Genomic DNA, 17566 nt, shown 5'->3' with positions numbered 1-17566 from the left:
CCCGAAACGGGACGGGCAAGCTTGACCCCATCTGGGTGCATTCCTAGAATCCCCGGAATTTTGATTCCGGGGAAACCTCCAGCCAATGCCGCCAGCTCCCAAGAAACGCCACGAACCGGACGCTTGGCAGCCTCTGGTCGCGCATTGGCACTCGCCCTCTGCATCGCCCTCGCGGGCTGTCAAAGCAACGCCCTGCGTGACGATTCCTTCGAGCAGACCAGACGCCAGGCGACGGCGGTGGAACAGGAGCCCATCTGGCTGACGGACGAGACCGCCACAGCGCTCCACAAGGATATCTGGGAACGCATCCGCGAAGGCTACAAGCTTCAGGAACACCTCGAAAACAATCCCCGCATCGAGCAACAGCGCCTGCTGTTCGCCAGCCGCCCCAACGACATAAAGATCGCCAGCGAGCGCGGCAGCCCCTACATCCATTACATCGTCGAGCGGCTGGAAGAGCGCGACATGCCGCTCGAACTAGCGCTGCTGCCGATCATCGAAAGCTCCTATGACCCTTCGCCTACTCGCCGGCGCACGCGGTAGGGCTCTGGCAGTTCATTCCCTCCACCGGCCGTCACTTCAACCTCCGGCAGACCAGCTGGTACGACGGCCGTCGTGACATCACCGCCTCGACGAATGCCGCCCTGCGCTACCTGAGCTACCTGCACGGGCTGTTCAATGGCGACTGGCTGCTGGCGCTGGCGGCCTACAATGCCGGCGAAGGCACCGTCAGCCGGGCGATCGAGCGCAACCAGAAACTCGGCCTGCCCACCGACTACTGGAACCTGCCGCTGCCGCGCGAGACCCGTGACTACGTGCCGAAGCTGCTGGCACTGTCCCAGCTGATCGAGGCGCCCGAAGCCTACGGCATCAATCTGAGCCCGATCGCCAACGAACCCTACTTCGAGGTCATTGCGCTCAAGCAGCGAATGGACCTGGCGCGCGTCGCCAAACTGGCGGATCTCGACGAGGACGAGCTGTACCAGCTGAATCCGGCCTTCACCCGCCGCATCACCCTGGACGGCCCGCAGCAGTTGCTGGTGCCCCTGGAGAAGGCCGAGATGCTGGCGGCCAACCTGGCACTGATGAAGCCGCAGGAACTGGTCGATTGGCAGCAGTACCGGGTCCGCGCCGGCGATACGCTCGGCGCCATCGCCAACCGGCACCACCTGACGGTCAACATCATCCGCGACATCAACCGACTGCAAAGCAACACACTGCGTATCGGCCAGGTGCTCAGCCTCCCCATCAGCAGCGATGCCAACGCCTCACGCGAGCTCTTACATGCGGTGGCCCGGCAACCGGCCTCGACTCCGCGCAGCTACCGGGTCAAGTCCGGCGACAACCTCTGGGACATCGCCAAGGCCCAGGGCGTATCGGTGCGTGACCTGCAACGCTGGAACAACCTTTCCGGCAGCCAGCTCAAGGTCGGCCAGGCGCTGTTCCTGCAAGGACCGGCCGTTGCCACAGCGAAAAGCAAGGGTGGCTCGCCGACCTACTACAAGGTGCAGAAAGGCGACTCGCTGTACCAGATCGCCAAGCGCTTCAACGTCCAGCTGAACAAGCTGAAGATCTGGAACCCGAAAGGCACCGAAGTATTGCGCCCCGGCCAGTTGCTGACCCTTTATCTGCCGAACTGATCCCTGGCTCACTCCTGGCGGCAAGAATCTGGAGCCTTGTGGCCGTGCACCCACCACGGGTCCAGCGAAGCCCGGGGGGGCTTTAGGAGCCCGCTTACGGGCGACCCACCACAACGCCGATGACCGCCCGCCGGCAAGCCGGCTCCCCCGGGGCCGGCGGGTACATGCCGCCTTCCCGGGGAGAGTGACCTCAGGCGAAATGCTGACCCCGGGAGGGCTGAAGTCCACCCTGCTGCCCCGCCTCGACAGCCGACGCGGACATGGCCTTCGCAAAGCCACCCGCCAACGCCGTTCGCGCCCCCATGGCAGGCAGTTTGTCCAGCCTTTTTCCTGCGCATACAAGCTGTTACTGTACCGGCCCGAGAAGCCCGAAAGCGCCATGGATCGGATTCCCTGTCTGATGCGATTGCTGCCCCTGTTACTAGCCTGTCTGGCCTTGAGCTTTCCCGCCCTCGCGACCATCAGCGAAAGCCATGGTTATGCGCAGTTCGGCACTCTTAAGTACCCAGCCTCCTTCACCCACTTCGACTGGGTGAATCCCCGTGCGCCCAAGGGTGGACGGGTCAAATTGATGGCGGCCGGCACCTTCGACACCCTCAATCCCTACACCTTCAAGGGCACCAGCCCGAGCGCGACGCCGGGTTTCCTGCAGTACGGCATCAGCGAGCTGAACGAGCCGCTGATGGTCGGCACCGGCCTCTACGATCCCTCCGGCGACGAACCCGCTTCCAGCTACGGCCTGATCGCCGAGTCGGTGGAGTACAGCGACAACCACAGCTGGGTGGTCTTCAACCTGCGCAAGGAGGCCCGCTTTCACGATGGCAAGCCGATCACCGCCTACGACGTGGCGTTCTCCTACCGGCTGCTGATCCGCGACGGCCATCCGCAATACCGCACCAACCTGCGCGGCGTGGCGCGTGTCGACATCCTCAACCGCCACCGCATCCGCTTCATCTTCGAGCAGCCCGATTCGTTGCTGATCATGCGCCTCGGCGAACTACCGGTGCTGCCGCAGCACTATTGGAAGAACCGCGACTTCAAGGCCACCACCTTCGAACCGCCGCTGGGCAGCGGCCCCTACCGCATCAGCCGAGTGCAACCCGGACGACAGGTGGTGTTCGAGCGCGTGCGCGACTGGTGGGGCGCCAAACTGCCGGTGAATCAGGGCAAATACAACTTCAACCGGATCGAGGTCGAGTTCTACCGGGACAATGTGGTCGCCTTCGAGGCATTCAAGGTCGGCGAATTCGATTTTTATATCGAGCACCAGGCGAAAAACTGGGCGAACGGCTATCAGTTCCCGGCGGCGATGCGCGGCGACGTCATCCGCGCCGAAATCCCCCATCAGATTCCGACCCAGACGCAAGCGCTGTTCATGAACAACCGCCGCCCGGTCTTCGCCGATATCCGCGTACGCGAAGCCCTGGGCTTGATGTTCGATTTCGAATGGACCAACCGGGCGCTGTTCTACGACGCCTATCGCCGTAGCGAGAGCTACTACCCCAACAGCGACTTCACCGCCACCGGCAAACCGGAAGGCGGCGAGTGGCTGCTGCTCTCGCCCTATCGCGATCAGTTGCCGGCGAAGCTGTTCAGCGAGCCCTTCGCGCTGCCGAAAACCGACGGGCGTGGAATCCCGCGCGAAGCCCTGCGTCGTGCACTCGGCCTGCTTGCCGAAGCCGGCTGGAAGCCCTCGGATGCCGGCCTGCTGAATGCTGCCGGGCAGCCGCTGCAGTTCGAGATACTGCTGGTCAACCCGCGCCTGGAGCGCATTCTCCAGCCCTACGTGGAGAACCTGGCCCGTATCGGCATCCAGGCCTACCTGCGCACCATCGACAGTGCACAGTACAAGCAGCGACTCGATCATTACGACTACGACATGATCCTGATGACCCTGGCACAAAGCCTGAGCCCGGGCATCGAACAATACCTGTACTTCCATTCCAGCCAGGTCGACGTCAAGGGCGGTCGCAACTATGCCGGCATCGCCAACCCGATCGTCGACGAACTGCTGGCCAAACTGCTGGCCGCGCAGACTCGTGACGAACAGGTGGCTGCGGCCCGCGCCATCGACCGCGTACTGCTGTGGAACCACTACACGATTCCGAACTGGTTCATCAGTAACCATCGCCTGGCGTATCGTAATCGGTTCGCCCACGTCACCACACCGCCCTACACGCTGGGGCTGCACACCTGGTGGCTGAAGAGCTTGGAGAAGGCCAAATGAACGACCACAAGCGCCATCCGCTGCTTCGCGCCGGCCTGCTGGGCCTGCTCTGCCTGGCCGGCCTGATCGAGGCGGCACCCCGCCACGCCCTGACGCTGTACGACGAGAAACCCAAGTACCCGGCCAATTTCAGCCATTTCGACTACGCCAACCCGGATGCCCCGAAGGGCGGTACCTTGCGCCAGGCCGGCTTCGGCAGCTTCGATTCGCTCAACCCCTTCATCAACAAGGGCGTCGCGGCGGACGACATCGGTCTGGTCTACGACACCCTCACGACCAACAGCCTGGACGAACCCTTCACCGTCTACGGCCTGCTGGCCGAGAAGATCGAGAGAGGCCCGAACAACAGCTGGGTACGCTTCCATCTGCGCCCGCAAGCGCGCTTCCACGACGGCGAGCCGGTCAAGGCCGAGGACGTGGTCTTCACCTTCGAAACCCTGATGACGCAAGGTGCTCCGCACTACCGCGGCTACTATGCCGACGTGGAAAAGGTCGTGGCGGAAAGCCCGCGGCGCGTGCGCTTCGATTTCAAGCATGCCGGCAATCGCGAACTGCCCTTGATTCTCGGCCAGCTGCCGGTGCTGCCCAAGCACTGGTGGGCCGAACGTGACTTCACCTCGGGGAACCTGGAGCCACCGCTGGGCAGCGGACCATACCGCGTGGAACGCGTCCAGGCCGGGCGGTCGATTCGCTATGCGCGCGTCGAGGACTACTGGGGCAAGGACCTGCCGGTGAACCGCGGCTTCTACAACTTCGACCACCTGACCTTCGACTACTACCGCGACAATACCGTGGCACTGCAGGCCTTCAAGGCCGGGCATTTCGACTACTGGTTCGAGACCGCCGCGAAGAGCTGGGCAACCGCCTATGACATCGCCGCGGTCAGGGACGGCCGGATCGTCAAGGAAGAGATCGCCAACCACAACCCCACCGGCATGCAGGGATTCATCTTCAACATCCGTCGCCCGACACTACAGGATCGTCGCGTGCGGGAGGCGCTGGGGCTGCTGTTCGACTTCGAATGGACCAACCGCCAATTGTTCAACGGTGCCTACAGCCGCACCCGCAGCTATTTCGACAACTCCGAACTCGCCTCTTCCGGGCTGCCCGACAAGGAAGAGCTCAAGGTGCTGGAGCCGCTGCGCGGCACGATCCCGGACGAGGTTTTCGAAAAACCGTTCGAACTGCCCCGCACCCAGGCCAACGGCGTGATTCGCGAGCAGCAGCGCCAGGCCTACCGCCTGCTCACCGAGGCCGGCTGGCGGGTCGAGAACGATCGCATGGTCGATGCCGACGGCAAGCCGGTAAAGCTGGAATTCCTGCTGGTGCAGGCCGAGTTCGAGCGGGTCCTGCTGCCCTACAAGCGCAACCTGGCGGACCTCGGCATCGAGCTGGAGATCCGCCGGGTGGACGTCTCGCAATACATCAACCGGCTGCGCTCGCGCGATTACGACATGATCGTCAGCGGCTTCGGCCAGTCCAACTCGCCGGGTAACGAGCAACGCGAATACTGGCATTCGGCGAGCGCTGACAATCCCGGCAGCCGTAATTTCATCGGTCTCAAGGACCCGGCGATCGACACTCTGGTCGAGGGGCTGATCGCCGCCGACTCGCGCCAGGAGCTGATCAGCCACACCCGTGCGCTGGATCGCGTGCTGCTCTGGGGCCACTACGTGGTACCCAACTGGCACATCAAGACCTGGCGCGTGGCCTACTGGAACCACCTAGCCCACCCGGCCGTCACGCCGAAACAGGACATCGGCCTGATGACCTGGTGGCGCAAGCCGGATGCGGCCGTACCCGTCGCCGATCCGGCAGAAGCCCAGAAGGCCGAGAAAGCCGGCGCCCCCGCGCCTGCAGCGGTGCCCGATGACGCCGAGGCGGAGCGCTGAGCATGCTGGCCTATATCCTTCGCCGACTGCTGCTGATCATCCCTACCCTGTTCGGCATCCTGCTGATCAACTTCATCATCATCCAGGCCGCGCCGGGCGGTCCGGTGGAACAGGCTATCGCCAAGCTCGAGGGCTTCGAGGGTGCCACCAGCCGTATCGCCGGCGGCGGCTCGGAAGTCGCCGTGGGCGGCACCAGCTATCGCGGCGCACAGGGCCTGGATCCCGAACTGATCGCCGAGATCGAGCGCCTGTACGGTTTCGACAAGCCGCCGGCCGAGCGCTTCTGGATCATGCTCAGCAACTACCTGCGGCTGGATTTCGGCGAAAGCTTCTTCCGTGACGCCAAGGTCACCGACCTGATCGTCGAGAAGATGCCGGTCTCCATCTCGCTGGGACTGTGGAGCACGCTGATCATGTACCTGGCGTCGATTCCGCTGGGCATCGCCAAGGCCACCCGCCACGGCAGCAAGTTCGACGTCTGGACCAGTTCGGCGATCATCGTCGGCTACGCCATCCCGGCGTTCCTCTTCGCCATCCTGCTGATCGTGCTGTTCGCCGGCGGCAGCTACTGGAACTGGTTTCCGCTGCGCGGGCTGACCTCAGCCAATTTCGACGACCTGACCCTGGGCGGCAAGATCATCGATTACTTCTGGCACCTGGCGCTGCCCGTCACCGCCCTGGTGATCGGCAACTTCGCCACCCTGACGCTGCTGACCAAGAACAGTTTCCTCGACGAGATCAACAAGCAGTACGTGATCACGGCACGCGCCAAGGGTTTGAGCAAGAATCGCGTGCTCTACGGCCACGTCTTCCGCAACGCCATGCTGATCATCATCGCCGGCTTCCCGGCCGCCTTCATCGGCATGTTCTTCACCGGCTCGCTGCTGATCGAGGTGATCTTCTCCCTCGATGGCCTCGGCCTGCTCAGCTTCGAGGCGGCGATCAACCGCGATTATCCGGTGGTGTTCGGCACCCTCTTCCTATTCACCCTGCTCGGCCTGGTGGTGAAGCTGATCGGCGACCTGACCTACACGCTGGTCGACCCGCGCATCGATTTCGAAAGCAGGGAGGCCTGAGATGCAGTTGTCCCCCCTCAACCGGCGACGGCTGGCACTGTTCAAGGCGCACAAGCGCGGCTGGTGGTCGCTGTGGATCTTCCTCGCGCTGTTCGTGTTCAGCCTCGGCGCGGAGATCATCGCCAACGACAAGCCGATCGTGGTGCGCTATGACGGCGAATGGTTCTTCCCGGTGTTCAAGCGCTATCCGGAGACCGCCTTCGGCGGCGAATTCCCGCTGCAGGCCAACTACAAGAGCCCCTACATCCAGGAGCTGATCGCCGCGAAGGACGGCTGGATGATCTGGCCGATCATTCCCTTCAGCTATTCGAGCATCAACTACGAGCTGCAGGTCCCCGCGCCGGCGCCGCCTTCGCTGGCCAACTGGCTGGGCACCGACGACCAGGGCCGCGACGTGCTGGCCCGGGTCATCTACGGCTTTCGCATCTCGGTGCTGTTCGCCCTGACGCTGACGCTGATCAGCTCGGTCATCGGCGTGATCGCCGGGGCGCTGCAAGGCTTCTACGGCGGCTGGGTCGATCTGGTCGGCCAGCGCCTGCTGGAGATCTGGTCGGGCCTGCCGGTGCTCTACCTGCTGATCATTCTCGCCAGCTTCGTGCAGCCGAACTTCTGGTGGCTGCTGGGCATCATGCTGCTGTTCTCCTGGATGAGCCTGGTGGACGTGGTGCGCGCCGAATTCCTGCGCGGACGCAACCTCGAGTACGTGCGCGCCGCCCGCGCGCTGGGCATGCAGAACGGCGCCATCATGTTCCGCCATATCCTGCCCAATGCCATGGTCTCCACCATGACCTTCATCCCCTTCATCCTCACCGGCGCCATCGGCACCCTCACTGCGCTGGACTTCCTCGCTTCGGCCTGCCGGCCGGCGCGCCGTCGCTGGGCGAACTGGTCGCCCAGGGCAAGGCCAACCTGCAGGCGCCCTGGCTCGGTATCAGCGCCTTCCTGGTGCTGGCGATGATGCTGACCCTATTGGTGTTCATCGGGGAGGCGGCGCGCGATGCCTTCGACCCAAGGAAATGACATGACCGAGCATTCGATTGGCGAGAACCTGGTCGAGGTTCGCGACCTGGCCGTCGAGTTCGTCAGCGGCGATCAGCTCCAGCGCGTCGTCGAGGGCGTGAGCTTCGACATCCGCAAGGGCGAGACCCTGGCGCTGGTCGGCGAAAGCGGCTCGGGCAAATCGGTCACCGCGCATTCGATCCTGCGCCTGCTGCCCTACCCGCTGGCGCGGCATCCACAGGGGCAGATCCAGTTCCACGGCCGGGATCTGCTGCAGTCCAGCGAAAAGGCCATGCGCGGTATCCGCGGCAACCGCATCGCCATGGTCTTCCAGGAACCGATGACCTCGCTCAACCCGCTACATACCGTAGGCAAGCAGATCAACGAGGTGCTGGAGATCCACAAGGGACTGCGCGGCAAGGCCGCTTCCGCCCGCACGCTGGAACTGCTCGAACTGGTCGGCATCCCCGAACCACGCAAGCGCATCCGCGCCTATCCGCACGAGCTGTCCGGCGGCCAGCGGCAGCGGGTGATGATCGCCATGGCCCTGGCCAACGAGCCGGAGCTGCTGATCGCCGACGAACCGACCACGGCGCTCGACGTCACCGTGCAGTTGAAGATCCTCGAACTGCTGAAGGAACTGCAGGCGCGCCTGGGCATGGCGCTGCTGCTGATCAGCCACGATCTCAATCTGGTCCGGCGCATCGCGCACCGGGTATGTGTCATGCAGCGCGGTCGCGTCGTCGAACAGGGGTTGTGTGAAGAACTGTTCCGCTCGCCCAAACATCCGTACACCCAGGAACTGCTCGCGGCCGAGCCCAGTGGCGGCCCCATCGCGGTAGAAGATGCGGCGCCGATGCTGGAAGTGGATGACCTGCGCGTATGGTTCCCGATCAAGAAGGGTCTGCTGCGGCGCACCGTCGACCACATCAAGGCGGTCGACGGCGTGAACTTCAGCCTGCCCAGGGGGCAGACGCTGGGTATCGTCGGCGAAAGCGGCTCCGGCAAGTCCACGCTGGGCCTGGCTATCCTCCGCTTGCTCGCCAGCCGCGGGGACATCCGCTTCCAGGGCCAGCAGTTGCAGGGCCTGTCGCAGCGCGCCGTGCGGCCGTTGCGTCGGCAGATGCAGGTGGTCTTCCAGGACCCCTTCGGTAGCCTGAGCCCGCGTATGTCGGTCGGGCAGATCATTGGCGAAGGGTTGCGCATCCATCGGATGGGAACCGCGGCGGAGCAGGAACAGGCAATCATCGATGCACTCGTGGAGGTAGGTCTCGATCCGGATACCCGGCATCGCTATCCCCACGAATTTTCCGGCGGACAACGGCAGCGCATTGCCATTGCCCGGGCTCTGGTGTTGAAACCGGCGCTGATCCTGCTCGACGAGCCGACCTCGGCGCTCGATCGCACGGTACAGCGCCAGGTGGTGGAGCTTCTGCGCTCGTTGCAGGCCAAGTACAACCTGACCTATCTGTTCATCAGCCATGATCTGGCGGTGGTCAGGGCCTTGAGCCACCAGATGATGGTGGTCAAGCAGGGCCAGGTGGTGGAACAGGGGGCGGCCGCTGCGATTTTCGCCGCACCGCAACATCCGTATACACAGCAGTTGCTGGAATCCGCCTTCATGGCGCCCGGCACTGCCGAACAACCAGAAGAGGGACAAGCACATGGGATTTCTCACCGGTAAGCGCGTACTGATCGTCGGCGTCGCCAGCAAATTGTCGATCGCCTCGGGCATCGCCGCCGCCATGCATCGCGAAGGTGCAGAATTGGCTTTCACCTACCAGAACGACAAGCTCAAGGGCCGCGTAGAAGAATTCGCCGCCGGCTGGGGCTCGGGCCCCGAGCTGTGCTTCCCCTGCGACGTCGCCAATGACGAAGACATCGCCCGTGTGTTCGAGGAGCTGGGCAAGAAGTGGGACGGCCTGGACTGCATCGTCCACTCGGTCGGCTTCGCCCCGGGCGACCAGCTGAACGGCGACTTCACCGAAGTCACCACCCGCGAAGGCTTCAAGATCGCCCACGACATCAGCGCCTACAGCTTCGTCGCCCTGGCCAAGGCTGGCCGCGAGATGATGAAGGGCCGCAACGGCAGCCTGCTGACCCTCTCCTACCTGGGCGCCGAGCGCACCATGCCGAACTACAACGTCATGGGCATGGCCAAGGCCTCGCTGGAAGCCGGCGTACGCTATCTGGCCGGCAGCCTCGGTCCGGAAGGCACCCGCGTCAACTGCATCTCCGCCGGCCCGATCCGCACCCTGGCCGCTTCCGGCATCGCCAGCTTCCGCAAGATGCTGGCCGCCAACGAGAAGCAGACCCCGCTGCGCCGCAACGTCACCATCGAGGAAGTCGGCAACGCCGGCGCCTTCCTCTGCTCCGACCTGGCCTCGGGCATCAGCGGCGAAATCCTCTACGTGGATGGCGGCTTCAACACCACCGCGATGGGCTCGCTGGAAGACTGACAGTCTTCACGCAAACGAAAAAACCCGCATTCTCATGCGGGTTTTTTATGGGGATTCCTGGTGTTGAGCTCTCGCCCATGGCCAAACGTTACGCACCGGCAGGTTGGCGCTGAGCATGGCGAAGCCCAACGGGTACGGCATGAATGTGTCGGGCTTGGTCGCTTCGCGCCTCAGCTAACGCCCTGCCCCGACCTACTGCGCATGCAGCAGGCTATCGGGGCATAGCCGACTCAGAATCGCTCGATATCCGCCTCGGCATGCAGCTTCTGGCGATAGGACGCGAAATCCTGCTGCCCGATACGCGAAGCCAGGAAGCGGCGATAATTTTGCTTCTCCGCCTCCGACAGCGCCGCCTCGGGCTCGTTGACGCCGCTCAGACGCACCACGACGTAGTCGCCATTGCCCAGGGACACACCGGCATAGCTCGGCTTGTCCTGTTGCTCGGGACGAGGCATGCGGAATACGGCCTGGAGCAATGCCGGGGCGACACCCTCCTGGCTACGGGTAGCTGCTTCGACAGCCTGCCATTGCCCCTCGGGCTGCTGCCCCTCGCGGAGTTGCGCCAGCAACTCTTCGCCTGCGCTGCGAGCTTTATCGGCAGCCTGGGCGCGCTGTAGTTGCTGGACGATGCTGTCGCGCACGTCGGCCAACGGTATCGGCGCAGGCTCCAGGTGCTCCTTGACGCGCAGCGCGATGGCGGTATCGGGGTCCAGTTCGATGACGCCGCTGTTGGCCCCATCCACCAGTACCTCCTCGCTGAACGCCGCCTGGATGACCTGGCGGTTGGCGGCAATGCCGTCGCCACCCTCACGCCCGAAGGCTGCCGTGGTCTGCACCTCGAGTCCCAGTTCCTGGGCCGGCTGGGCCAGGTCGGAGGCCTCGAATGCGGAGTCTTCCAGCTGCTTGCTGACTTCGACGAAACGCTGCTCGACCTGCTGGGCCTTGAGCTCGCGTACCAGCTCCGGCTTCATGCTCTCGAACGAAGGGACTTCCGGAGACTGGACGCCCAGCAGCTTGATGATGTGCCAGCCGAACTCCGACTGTACCGGCGCGGAAACCTCACCCTCCTGCAGCGCATAAAGCGCCTCTTCGAACGCCGGATCGTAGACGCCCGGGCCGGCGAAGCCCAGATCTCCTCCTTCGTTGGCAGAACCCGGATCCTGGGAATACTGCTTGGCCAGCGCGGCGAAGTCTTCGCCAGCCTGAACCTTCGCGGCAATCTCCTCTATCTTCGCCTTGGCCTCGGCGTCGCTCAGCTCGCCGCCGGTCTCGACGAGAATGTGCGCGGCCCGGCGTTGCTCGGCCAAGTTGGCGATCTGCTTCTGATAGAGCTCCTGCAGCTCCTCATCCGAAGCCTCGACTTGGTCGAAGAAGGCCTCTTTCTTCAGCTCGACGTATTCGACGACGACCTGTTCCGGCGTACGAAAACGCTCGGCGTTCGCCTCGTAATACTCGCGAATCTGCTCGTCGCCGACTTCCACCGCCTCATGCTGGGCCGGCACGGTCAGCGTGGCGAAATCACGGGTCTGCATTTCCAGGCGGGCAAAGTCCTCGACCTGCTGATCGGTCACGAAACCGGTGCCGGAGATGCCGGCACGCAGCTGCCCGATCAGCATTTCCTGTTCGAGCAATTGGCGGAACTGCAGACGCGAATACCCCATCTGCTGGATCACCTGATCGAAGCGCGCTGAATTGAACGTCCCATCGACCTGGAACTCGGGCGTCTGCAGGATCAGCTGATCCAGCGCCTCACGGGAGAATGCAAAATCTGCGCGCTTGGCGCCTTGCAAGAGCAGCATGCGATCGACCAGCGAACCCAGTGCCGAATCACGCAGCATTTTGTCGTCCAGCAAGGAGGGATCGAAGTCCCTGCCCAGTTGCTGGGCCAACTGGCGGCGCTGCATGTTCATGGCCTGCTCGAGGTCATAGCGGGAGATTTCCTCACCGTTGACCTCTGCGGCATTCTGGCCATTACTGACAGCGTTGAAGATGGCGTCGAAGCCGGTCAGCGCCAACAGCACCACAATGACGCCGATGATGGTTTTGGCAATCCAGCCTTGTGAATTGTCCCTGATGTTCTGAAGCATGCGACCCCCAGGAGTCTGCGGCGCGTGCGCAACGCGGTGGAAACCGGATAAAAGAAAGGCGCATCCAGGGATGCGCCTTCTCGGAGCTTTTGGAGCGGTTGGGCTTATTCCCCCAAGCCGGACTGAACAGGCAGAGCCTGTTCGACAACCGCCCCGCCAGAGCAGCGCTAGCTGACTGGCCGGGTAGAAAAACGCTTAGTTGACGGCGTCTTTCAGAGCCTTGCCAGCTTTGAAGCCCGGGATCTTGGCAGCAGCGATGTTGATCGGCTTGCCGGTCTGCGGGTTGCGGCCGGTGCGTGCAGCGCGCTCCTTGACGGCGAAAGTACCGAAACCAACCAGTACCACGGAATCACCAGCCTTCAGGGCGCCGGTGACGGATTCGATCACTGCATCCAGCGCGCGGCCAGCAACAGCTTTTGGGATATCAGCAGATGCAGCGATGGCATCGATCAGTTCCGACTTGTTCACTCTAAGTCCCCTTAATTTCTGTTGAGTCGTATCTTTAATTTTCGGGTGTAAGCAAAGCGGTGCTGGAATGGCACTGACACAAGAGGCCGATTAAACAAGGGCCTCGAAAATGTGTCAACGATACCTCCCAGACTAATGCGTGCTGATTCGCTCCTTGGAATCAGGCTCGCGCTTGTCGTCCTTTGCAACAATCTCAGGAGCCGCATCGGGCAAGGGCTCCGGCGCGTATTGCAGCGCAATTTGCAGGACCTCGTCAATCCACTTCACCGGTTTAATCTGCAGGTCCTGCTTAATATTTTCAGGAATCTCTTTCAGATCACGCTGATTTTCTTCCGGGATGATCACCGTCTTGATACCGCCACGATGCGCGGCAAGTAATTTTTCCTTTAATCCGCCAATGGCCAGGACTTGCCCACGCAAGGTGATTTCGCCTGTCATTGCGACATCGGCGCGCACCGGAATCTGAGTCAATGCAGAAACCAGCGCGGTACACATGCCGATACCCGCGCTCGGCCCGTCTTTCGGAGTGGCCCCTTCGGGAACGTGAATGTGGATGTCCTGCTTTTCATGGAAGTCCACGGCAATTCCCAGGCTCGTCGCGCGGCTACGCACCACGGTCAGCGCCGCGGTGATCGATTCGCCCATGACTTCACCGAGCGAGCCGGTCTTGGTCAGCCGCCCCTTGCCAGGCACCACTGCCGCCTCGATGGTGAGCAGTTCGCCACCGACCTGGGTCCAGGCCAACCCGGTCACCTGCCCCACCTGATCCTGAAGCTCGGCAAGTCCATAGCGGAACTTGCGCACGCCGAGGAAATGCTCCAGCGAGTCGGCCCCCACCGTCACCTGGAAGCGCTTCTGCGCAGCATGCTCCTTGACCACCTTGCGGCAGACCTTGGCGAGCTGGCGTTCCAGGCTGCGCACACCGGCCTCGCGCGTGTAGTAGCGGATGATGTCGCGAATCGCCGCTTCCTCGAACTCCACCTCCCCCTTCTTCAGGCCGTTGGCCTGGATCTGCTTGGGCGCCAGGTAGCGGGTGGCGATGTTGACCTTCTCGTCCTCGGTGTAGCCCGGCAGGCGAATGACTTCCATGCGATCGAGCAACGGCGCCGGAATGTTCATCGAGTTGGCGGTACAGAGGAACATGACATCCGAAAGGTCGTAATCGACCTCCAGATAGTGGTCGTTGAAATTGTGGTTCTGCTCCGGATCGAGCACCTCGAGCAGCGCCGAGGCGGGATCACCACGCATGTCGCTGCCCATCTTGTCGATCTCGTCGAGCAGGAACAGCGGGTTGCGCACGCCGACCTTGGTCATCTTCTGGATCAGGCGCCCCGGCATGGAGCCGATATAAGTGCGCCGGTGCCCGCGGATCTCGGCCTCGTCACGCACGCCCCCCAGGGCCATGCGCACGAACTTGCGATTGGTCGAGCGCGCGATGGATTCGGCCAGCGAGGTCTTGCCGACACCGGGCGGGCCAACCAGGCAGAGCACCGGCCCCTTGAGCTTCTTGACCCGTTTCTGCACCGCGAGGTATTCGAGGATGCGATCCTTGACCTCTTCCAGGCCGTAGTGGTCGGCATCGAGCACTTCCTCGGCCTTGCCCAGGTCCAGGCGTACCTTGCTCGCGGCCTTCCACGGCACGTTCACCAGCCAGTCGATATAGGTGCGGACCACCGTCGCCTCGGCCGACATCGGCGACATCTGCTTGAGCTTGTTGAGTTCGGCCTGGGCCTTGGCGTAGGCATCCTTGCTCAAGCCGGCATTCTCGATGCGCTTCTTGAGGTCATCGATCTCGTTGTGGCCTTCGTCGATGTCGCCCAGCTCCTTCTGAATGGCCTTCATCTGCTCATTCAGGTAGTACTCGCGCTGGCTGCGCTCCATCTGCTTCTTCACGCGCCCGCGAATGCGCTTTTCGACCTGCAGCAGGTCGATCTCGGCATCCAGCAACGCCAGGACATGCTCGACGCGAGCGGGCAGCTCGGTAATCTCGAGGATTTCCTGCTTCTGCTCGATCTTCAGCGCCATGTGCGCCGCCATGGTATCCACCAGGCGCGCGGGTTCGTCGATGCTGCTGAGGGACGACAGCACCTCGGCCGGAACCTTCTTGCCCAGTTGCACGTACTGCTCGAACTGGCTGAGCAGGCTGCGAGTGAAGACTTCGGACTCGCGCGCCTCGACCTCGGACTCCTCGATCAGCGCCACTTCCGCACGGCAATGGTCGTCCACCTCGAGGAAACGCTCGATGACGCCGCGCTGCTCGCCCTCGACCAGCACCTTGACCGTGCCGTCGGGCAGCTTGAGCAGTTGCAGCACGGTGGCCACCGTACCGACACGGTACAACGCGTCCTCGACGGGATCGTCGTCGGCCGGGTTCTTCTGGGCCAGCAGGAGGATTTGCTTATCGCCGGCCATGGCGGATTCGAGCGCTTCGATGGATTTTTCACGGCCAACGAAAAGCGGTATCACCATGTGTGGATAGACCACCACATCGCGCAGCGGCAAGAGGGGCAATTCGATGGTTGTCTTCATAAATTCTGCTCTACGACGGCCATACGGCGGTAAACGGACGGAATACCCTTGCTGCAAAGATGAGGGCATGCCCTGCAAAAAACAAGGAGACGGTACAAATACAAAGGGGCCCGCAGGCCCCTTCGTTCTATCACGCCTCAGGCGCAGCTTGGCGGGCGGTTCGCTGTTCTCGTAAATCAGCAGGGGCTGGGACGTGCCCTCGATCACGCTTTCATCGATGACCACCTTGCTGACATCCTTCTGCGAAGGAATGTCGTACATGGTATCCAGCAGCACGCCCTCGAGAATCGAACGCAGGCCACGAGCACCGGTCTTGCGCTCCAGAGCACGCTGAGCCACAGCCTTGAGCGCGTCCGGACGGAACTCCAGATCCACCCCTTCGAGCTCGAACAGCTTGGCATACTGCTTGGTCAGCGCGTTCTTCGGCTCGGTAAGGATCTGAATCAATGCCGCCTCGTCGAGTTCGTCGAGCGTGGCGATCACCGGCAGGCGGCCGACGAATTCCGGGATCAGGCCGAACTTGACCAAGTCGTCCGGCTCGACGGAACGCAGCGCCTCGCCGATCTTCTTGCCCGGGTCCTTGCTGCGCACCTCGGCATTGAAACCGATGCCACCCTGGGTCGAACGCCCCTGGATCACCTTCTCCAGGCCGGCGAAGGCACCGCCACAGATGAACAGGATGTTGCGCGTATCGACCTGCAGGAACTCCTGCTGGGGATGCTTGCGCCCGCCCTGCGGCGGAACGGAAGCCACGGTGCCCTCGATCAGCTTGAGCAATGCCTGCTGCACGCCTTCGCCCGAGACGTCACGGGTAATCGAGGGGTTGTCGGATTTGCGTGAGATCTTGTCGATTTCATCGATGTAGACGATGCCCATCTGGGCTTTCTCGACATCGTAGTCGCACTTCTGCAGCAGCTTCTGGATGATGTTCTCGACATCCTCGCCCACGTAGCCCGCCTCGGTGAGGGTGGTCGCATCGGCGATGGTGAACGGAACGTTGAGCAGGCGAGCCAGCGTTTCGGCCAACAGCGTCTTGCCCGAACCGGTAGGACCGATCAGCAGGATGTTGCTCTTGCCCAGCTCGACTTCTTCTTTCTTGTCGCGCTGGTTCAGGCGCTTGTAATGATTGTAAACGGCCACCGCCAGGATCTTCTTCGCGCGTTCCTGACCAATGACGTACTGGTCGAGAATGCCGCTGATCTCCTTGGGCGCGGGCAGTTTGTGCGCGCTGCTCTCGGCCTGTGCCTCCTGCACCTCCTCGCGGATGATGTCGTTGCACAGGTCGACGCACTCGTCGCAGATGAAAACGGAGGGCCCGGCGATCAACTTGCGTACTTCATGCTGGCTTTTGCCGCAAAAAGAGCAATAGAGCAGTTTGCCGGAATCCTCGCCGTTGCGGGTGTCAGTCATTCGATCGATCCAATCGGGAAGGCTTGAAACACAAGATGAAGGCAATCGTGGGCTTTTTCAAGCCCACGGGGCAGCCGGATATCGCAGGCTGTGGAGATCAGACGGCCAGTTGGCGCTGCGTCAGGACCTGGTCGATCAGCCCGTACTTGACGGCCTCGTCGCCACTCATGAAGTTGTCGCGGTCGGTGTCGCGGGCGATCACGTCCAGCGGCTGACCGGTGTGATGGGCCAGCACCTTGTTCAGCCGCTCGCGGATGGTGAGGATTTCACGCGCATGGATTTCGATGTCCGAAGCCTGGCCCTGGAAGCCACCCAGCGGCTGGTGGATCATCATGCGCGAGTGCGGCAGGCAGTAGCGCTTGCCGGCTGCACCACCGGCCAGCAGCAAGGCACCCATGGAGCAGGCCTGGCCGATGCAGATGGTCGACACGTCCGGTTTGATGAACTGCATGGTGTCGTAGACCGACATGCCGGCAGTCACCGAGCCGCCCGGGGAGTTGATGTAGAGGTGAATGTCCTTCTCGGGGTTTTCCGCCTCGAGGAACAGCATCTGCGCGACGATCAGGTTGGCCATGTAGTCTTCGACCTGGCCAACCATGAAGATCACCCGCTCCTTCAGGAGACGGGAGTAGATGTCATAGGCGCGCTCACCACGTGCGGACTGCTCGATCACCATCGGGACCAGGCCACCTGCGGCCTGAATGTCCGGAACTTGCATAAAAGGATTGCGGGACATGTTCCAACGATACTCCCTATGTCATGCCTCAAAAGACATAAGC

General features: G+C 62.7%; 9 protein-coding genes and 3 pseudogenes. 7 read left to right on the top strand and 5 right to left on the bottom strand.

Translation table 11 applies throughout. From position 1 onward, the window contains the following. Positions 1 to 63: 63 nt before the first annotated feature. The 7 genes and pseudogenes from BAY1663_RS01260 (at position 64) to fabI (ending at position 10293) form a co-directional block, all read left to right on the top strand. Positions 64 to 1640, top strand: a pseudogene (locus tag BAY1663_RS01260) (LysM peptidoglycan-binding domain-containing protein). Positions 1641 to 2040: 400 nt separating this feature from the next. Then, entirely contained in the window at positions 2041 to 3867 is a 1827-nt protein-coding gene (locus BAY1663_RS01255; protein WP_037037446.1) for an extracellular solute-binding protein, read from the top strand. Beyond that, positions 3864 to 5759: an extracellular solute-binding protein gene (locus BAY1663_RS01250; protein ID WP_037037306.1), complete on the top strand. Its 1896-nt coding sequence runs from the start codon at positions 3864 to 3866 to the stop codon at positions 5757 to 5759. The genes BAY1663_RS01255 and BAY1663_RS01250 overlap by 4 nt, the downstream gene beginning before the upstream one ends. 2 nt (positions 5760 to 5761) lie before the next feature. After that, entirely contained in the window at positions 5762 to 6835 is a 1074-nt protein-coding gene (locus tag BAY1663_RS01245) for a microcin C ABC transporter permease YejB (protein WP_037037305.1), read from the top strand. 1 nt (position 6836) lies between these two features. After that, positions 6837 to 7855, top strand: a pseudogene (locus tag BAY1663_RS01240) (ABC transporter permease). Between the two features lie 16 nt (positions 7856 to 7871). Next, on the top strand, positions 7872 to 9518 hold the full coding sequence (locus BAY1663_RS01235; RefSeq protein ID WP_164838420.1) for an ABC transporter ATP-binding protein: 1647 nt from the start codon (positions 7872 to 7874) through the stop codon (positions 9516 to 9518). Then, positions 9499 to 10293 (top strand): enoyl-ACP reductase FabI, encoded by a 795-nt coding sequence (gene fabI / locus BAY1663_RS01230; protein ID WP_037037299.1) that lies wholly within the window; start codon positions 9499 to 9501, stop codon positions 10291 to 10293. The genes BAY1663_RS01235 and fabI overlap by 20 nt, the downstream gene beginning before the upstream one ends. Positions 10294 to 10523: 230 nt before the next feature. On the opposite strand, the gene BAY1663_RS01225 is transcribed toward fabI, so the two are convergent. The 5 genes and pseudogenes from BAY1663_RS01225 to clpP all read right to left on the bottom strand — a co-directional run bounded on the left by BAY1663_RS01225 (position 10524) and on the right by clpP (position 17523). After that, complete coding sequence (locus BAY1663_RS01225) at positions 10524 to 12380, bottom strand: SurA N-terminal domain-containing protein (RefSeq protein WP_037037297.1); 1857 nt, start codon at positions 12378 to 12380, stop codon at positions 10524 to 10526. Positions 12381 to 12575: 195 nt separating this feature from the next. Beyond that, entirely contained in the window at positions 12576 to 12848 is a 273-nt protein-coding gene (gene hupB, locus BAY1663_RS01220) for a nucleoid-associated protein HU-beta (protein WP_003282502.1), read from the bottom strand. A gap of 132 nt (positions 12849 to 12980) precedes the next feature. Continuing rightward, positions 12981 to 15377: an endopeptidase La gene (gene lon, locus BAY1663_RS01215; protein ID WP_037037444.1), complete on the bottom strand. Its 2397-nt coding sequence runs from the start codon at positions 15375 to 15377 to the stop codon at positions 12981 to 12983. 130 nt (positions 15378 to 15507) lie between these two features. Beyond that, positions 15508 to 16787, bottom strand: a pseudogene (gene clpX, locus BAY1663_RS23200) (ATP-dependent Clp protease ATP-binding subunit ClpX). A gap of 97 nt (positions 16788 to 16884) precedes the next feature. Further along, positions 16885 to 17523, bottom strand: a complete 639-nt coding sequence (clpP, locus tag BAY1663_RS01210) for an ATP-dependent Clp endopeptidase proteolytic subunit ClpP (RefSeq protein WP_037037294.1) — start codon at positions 17521 to 17523, stop codon at positions 16885 to 16887. Between the last annotated feature and the right edge of the window lie 43 nt (positions 17524 to 17566).

The sequence above is a fragment of the Pseudomonas sp. BAY1663 genome, assembly GCF_000582595.1.
In the GTDB taxonomy this organism is placed as follows: domain Bacteria; phylum Pseudomonadota; class Gammaproteobacteria; order Pseudomonadales; family Pseudomonadaceae; genus Stutzerimonas; species Stutzerimonas stutzeri_AF.
The sequence above is the reverse complement of the archived record's forward strand: the minus strand, read 5'-3'. Positions and strand labels throughout refer to the sequence as shown.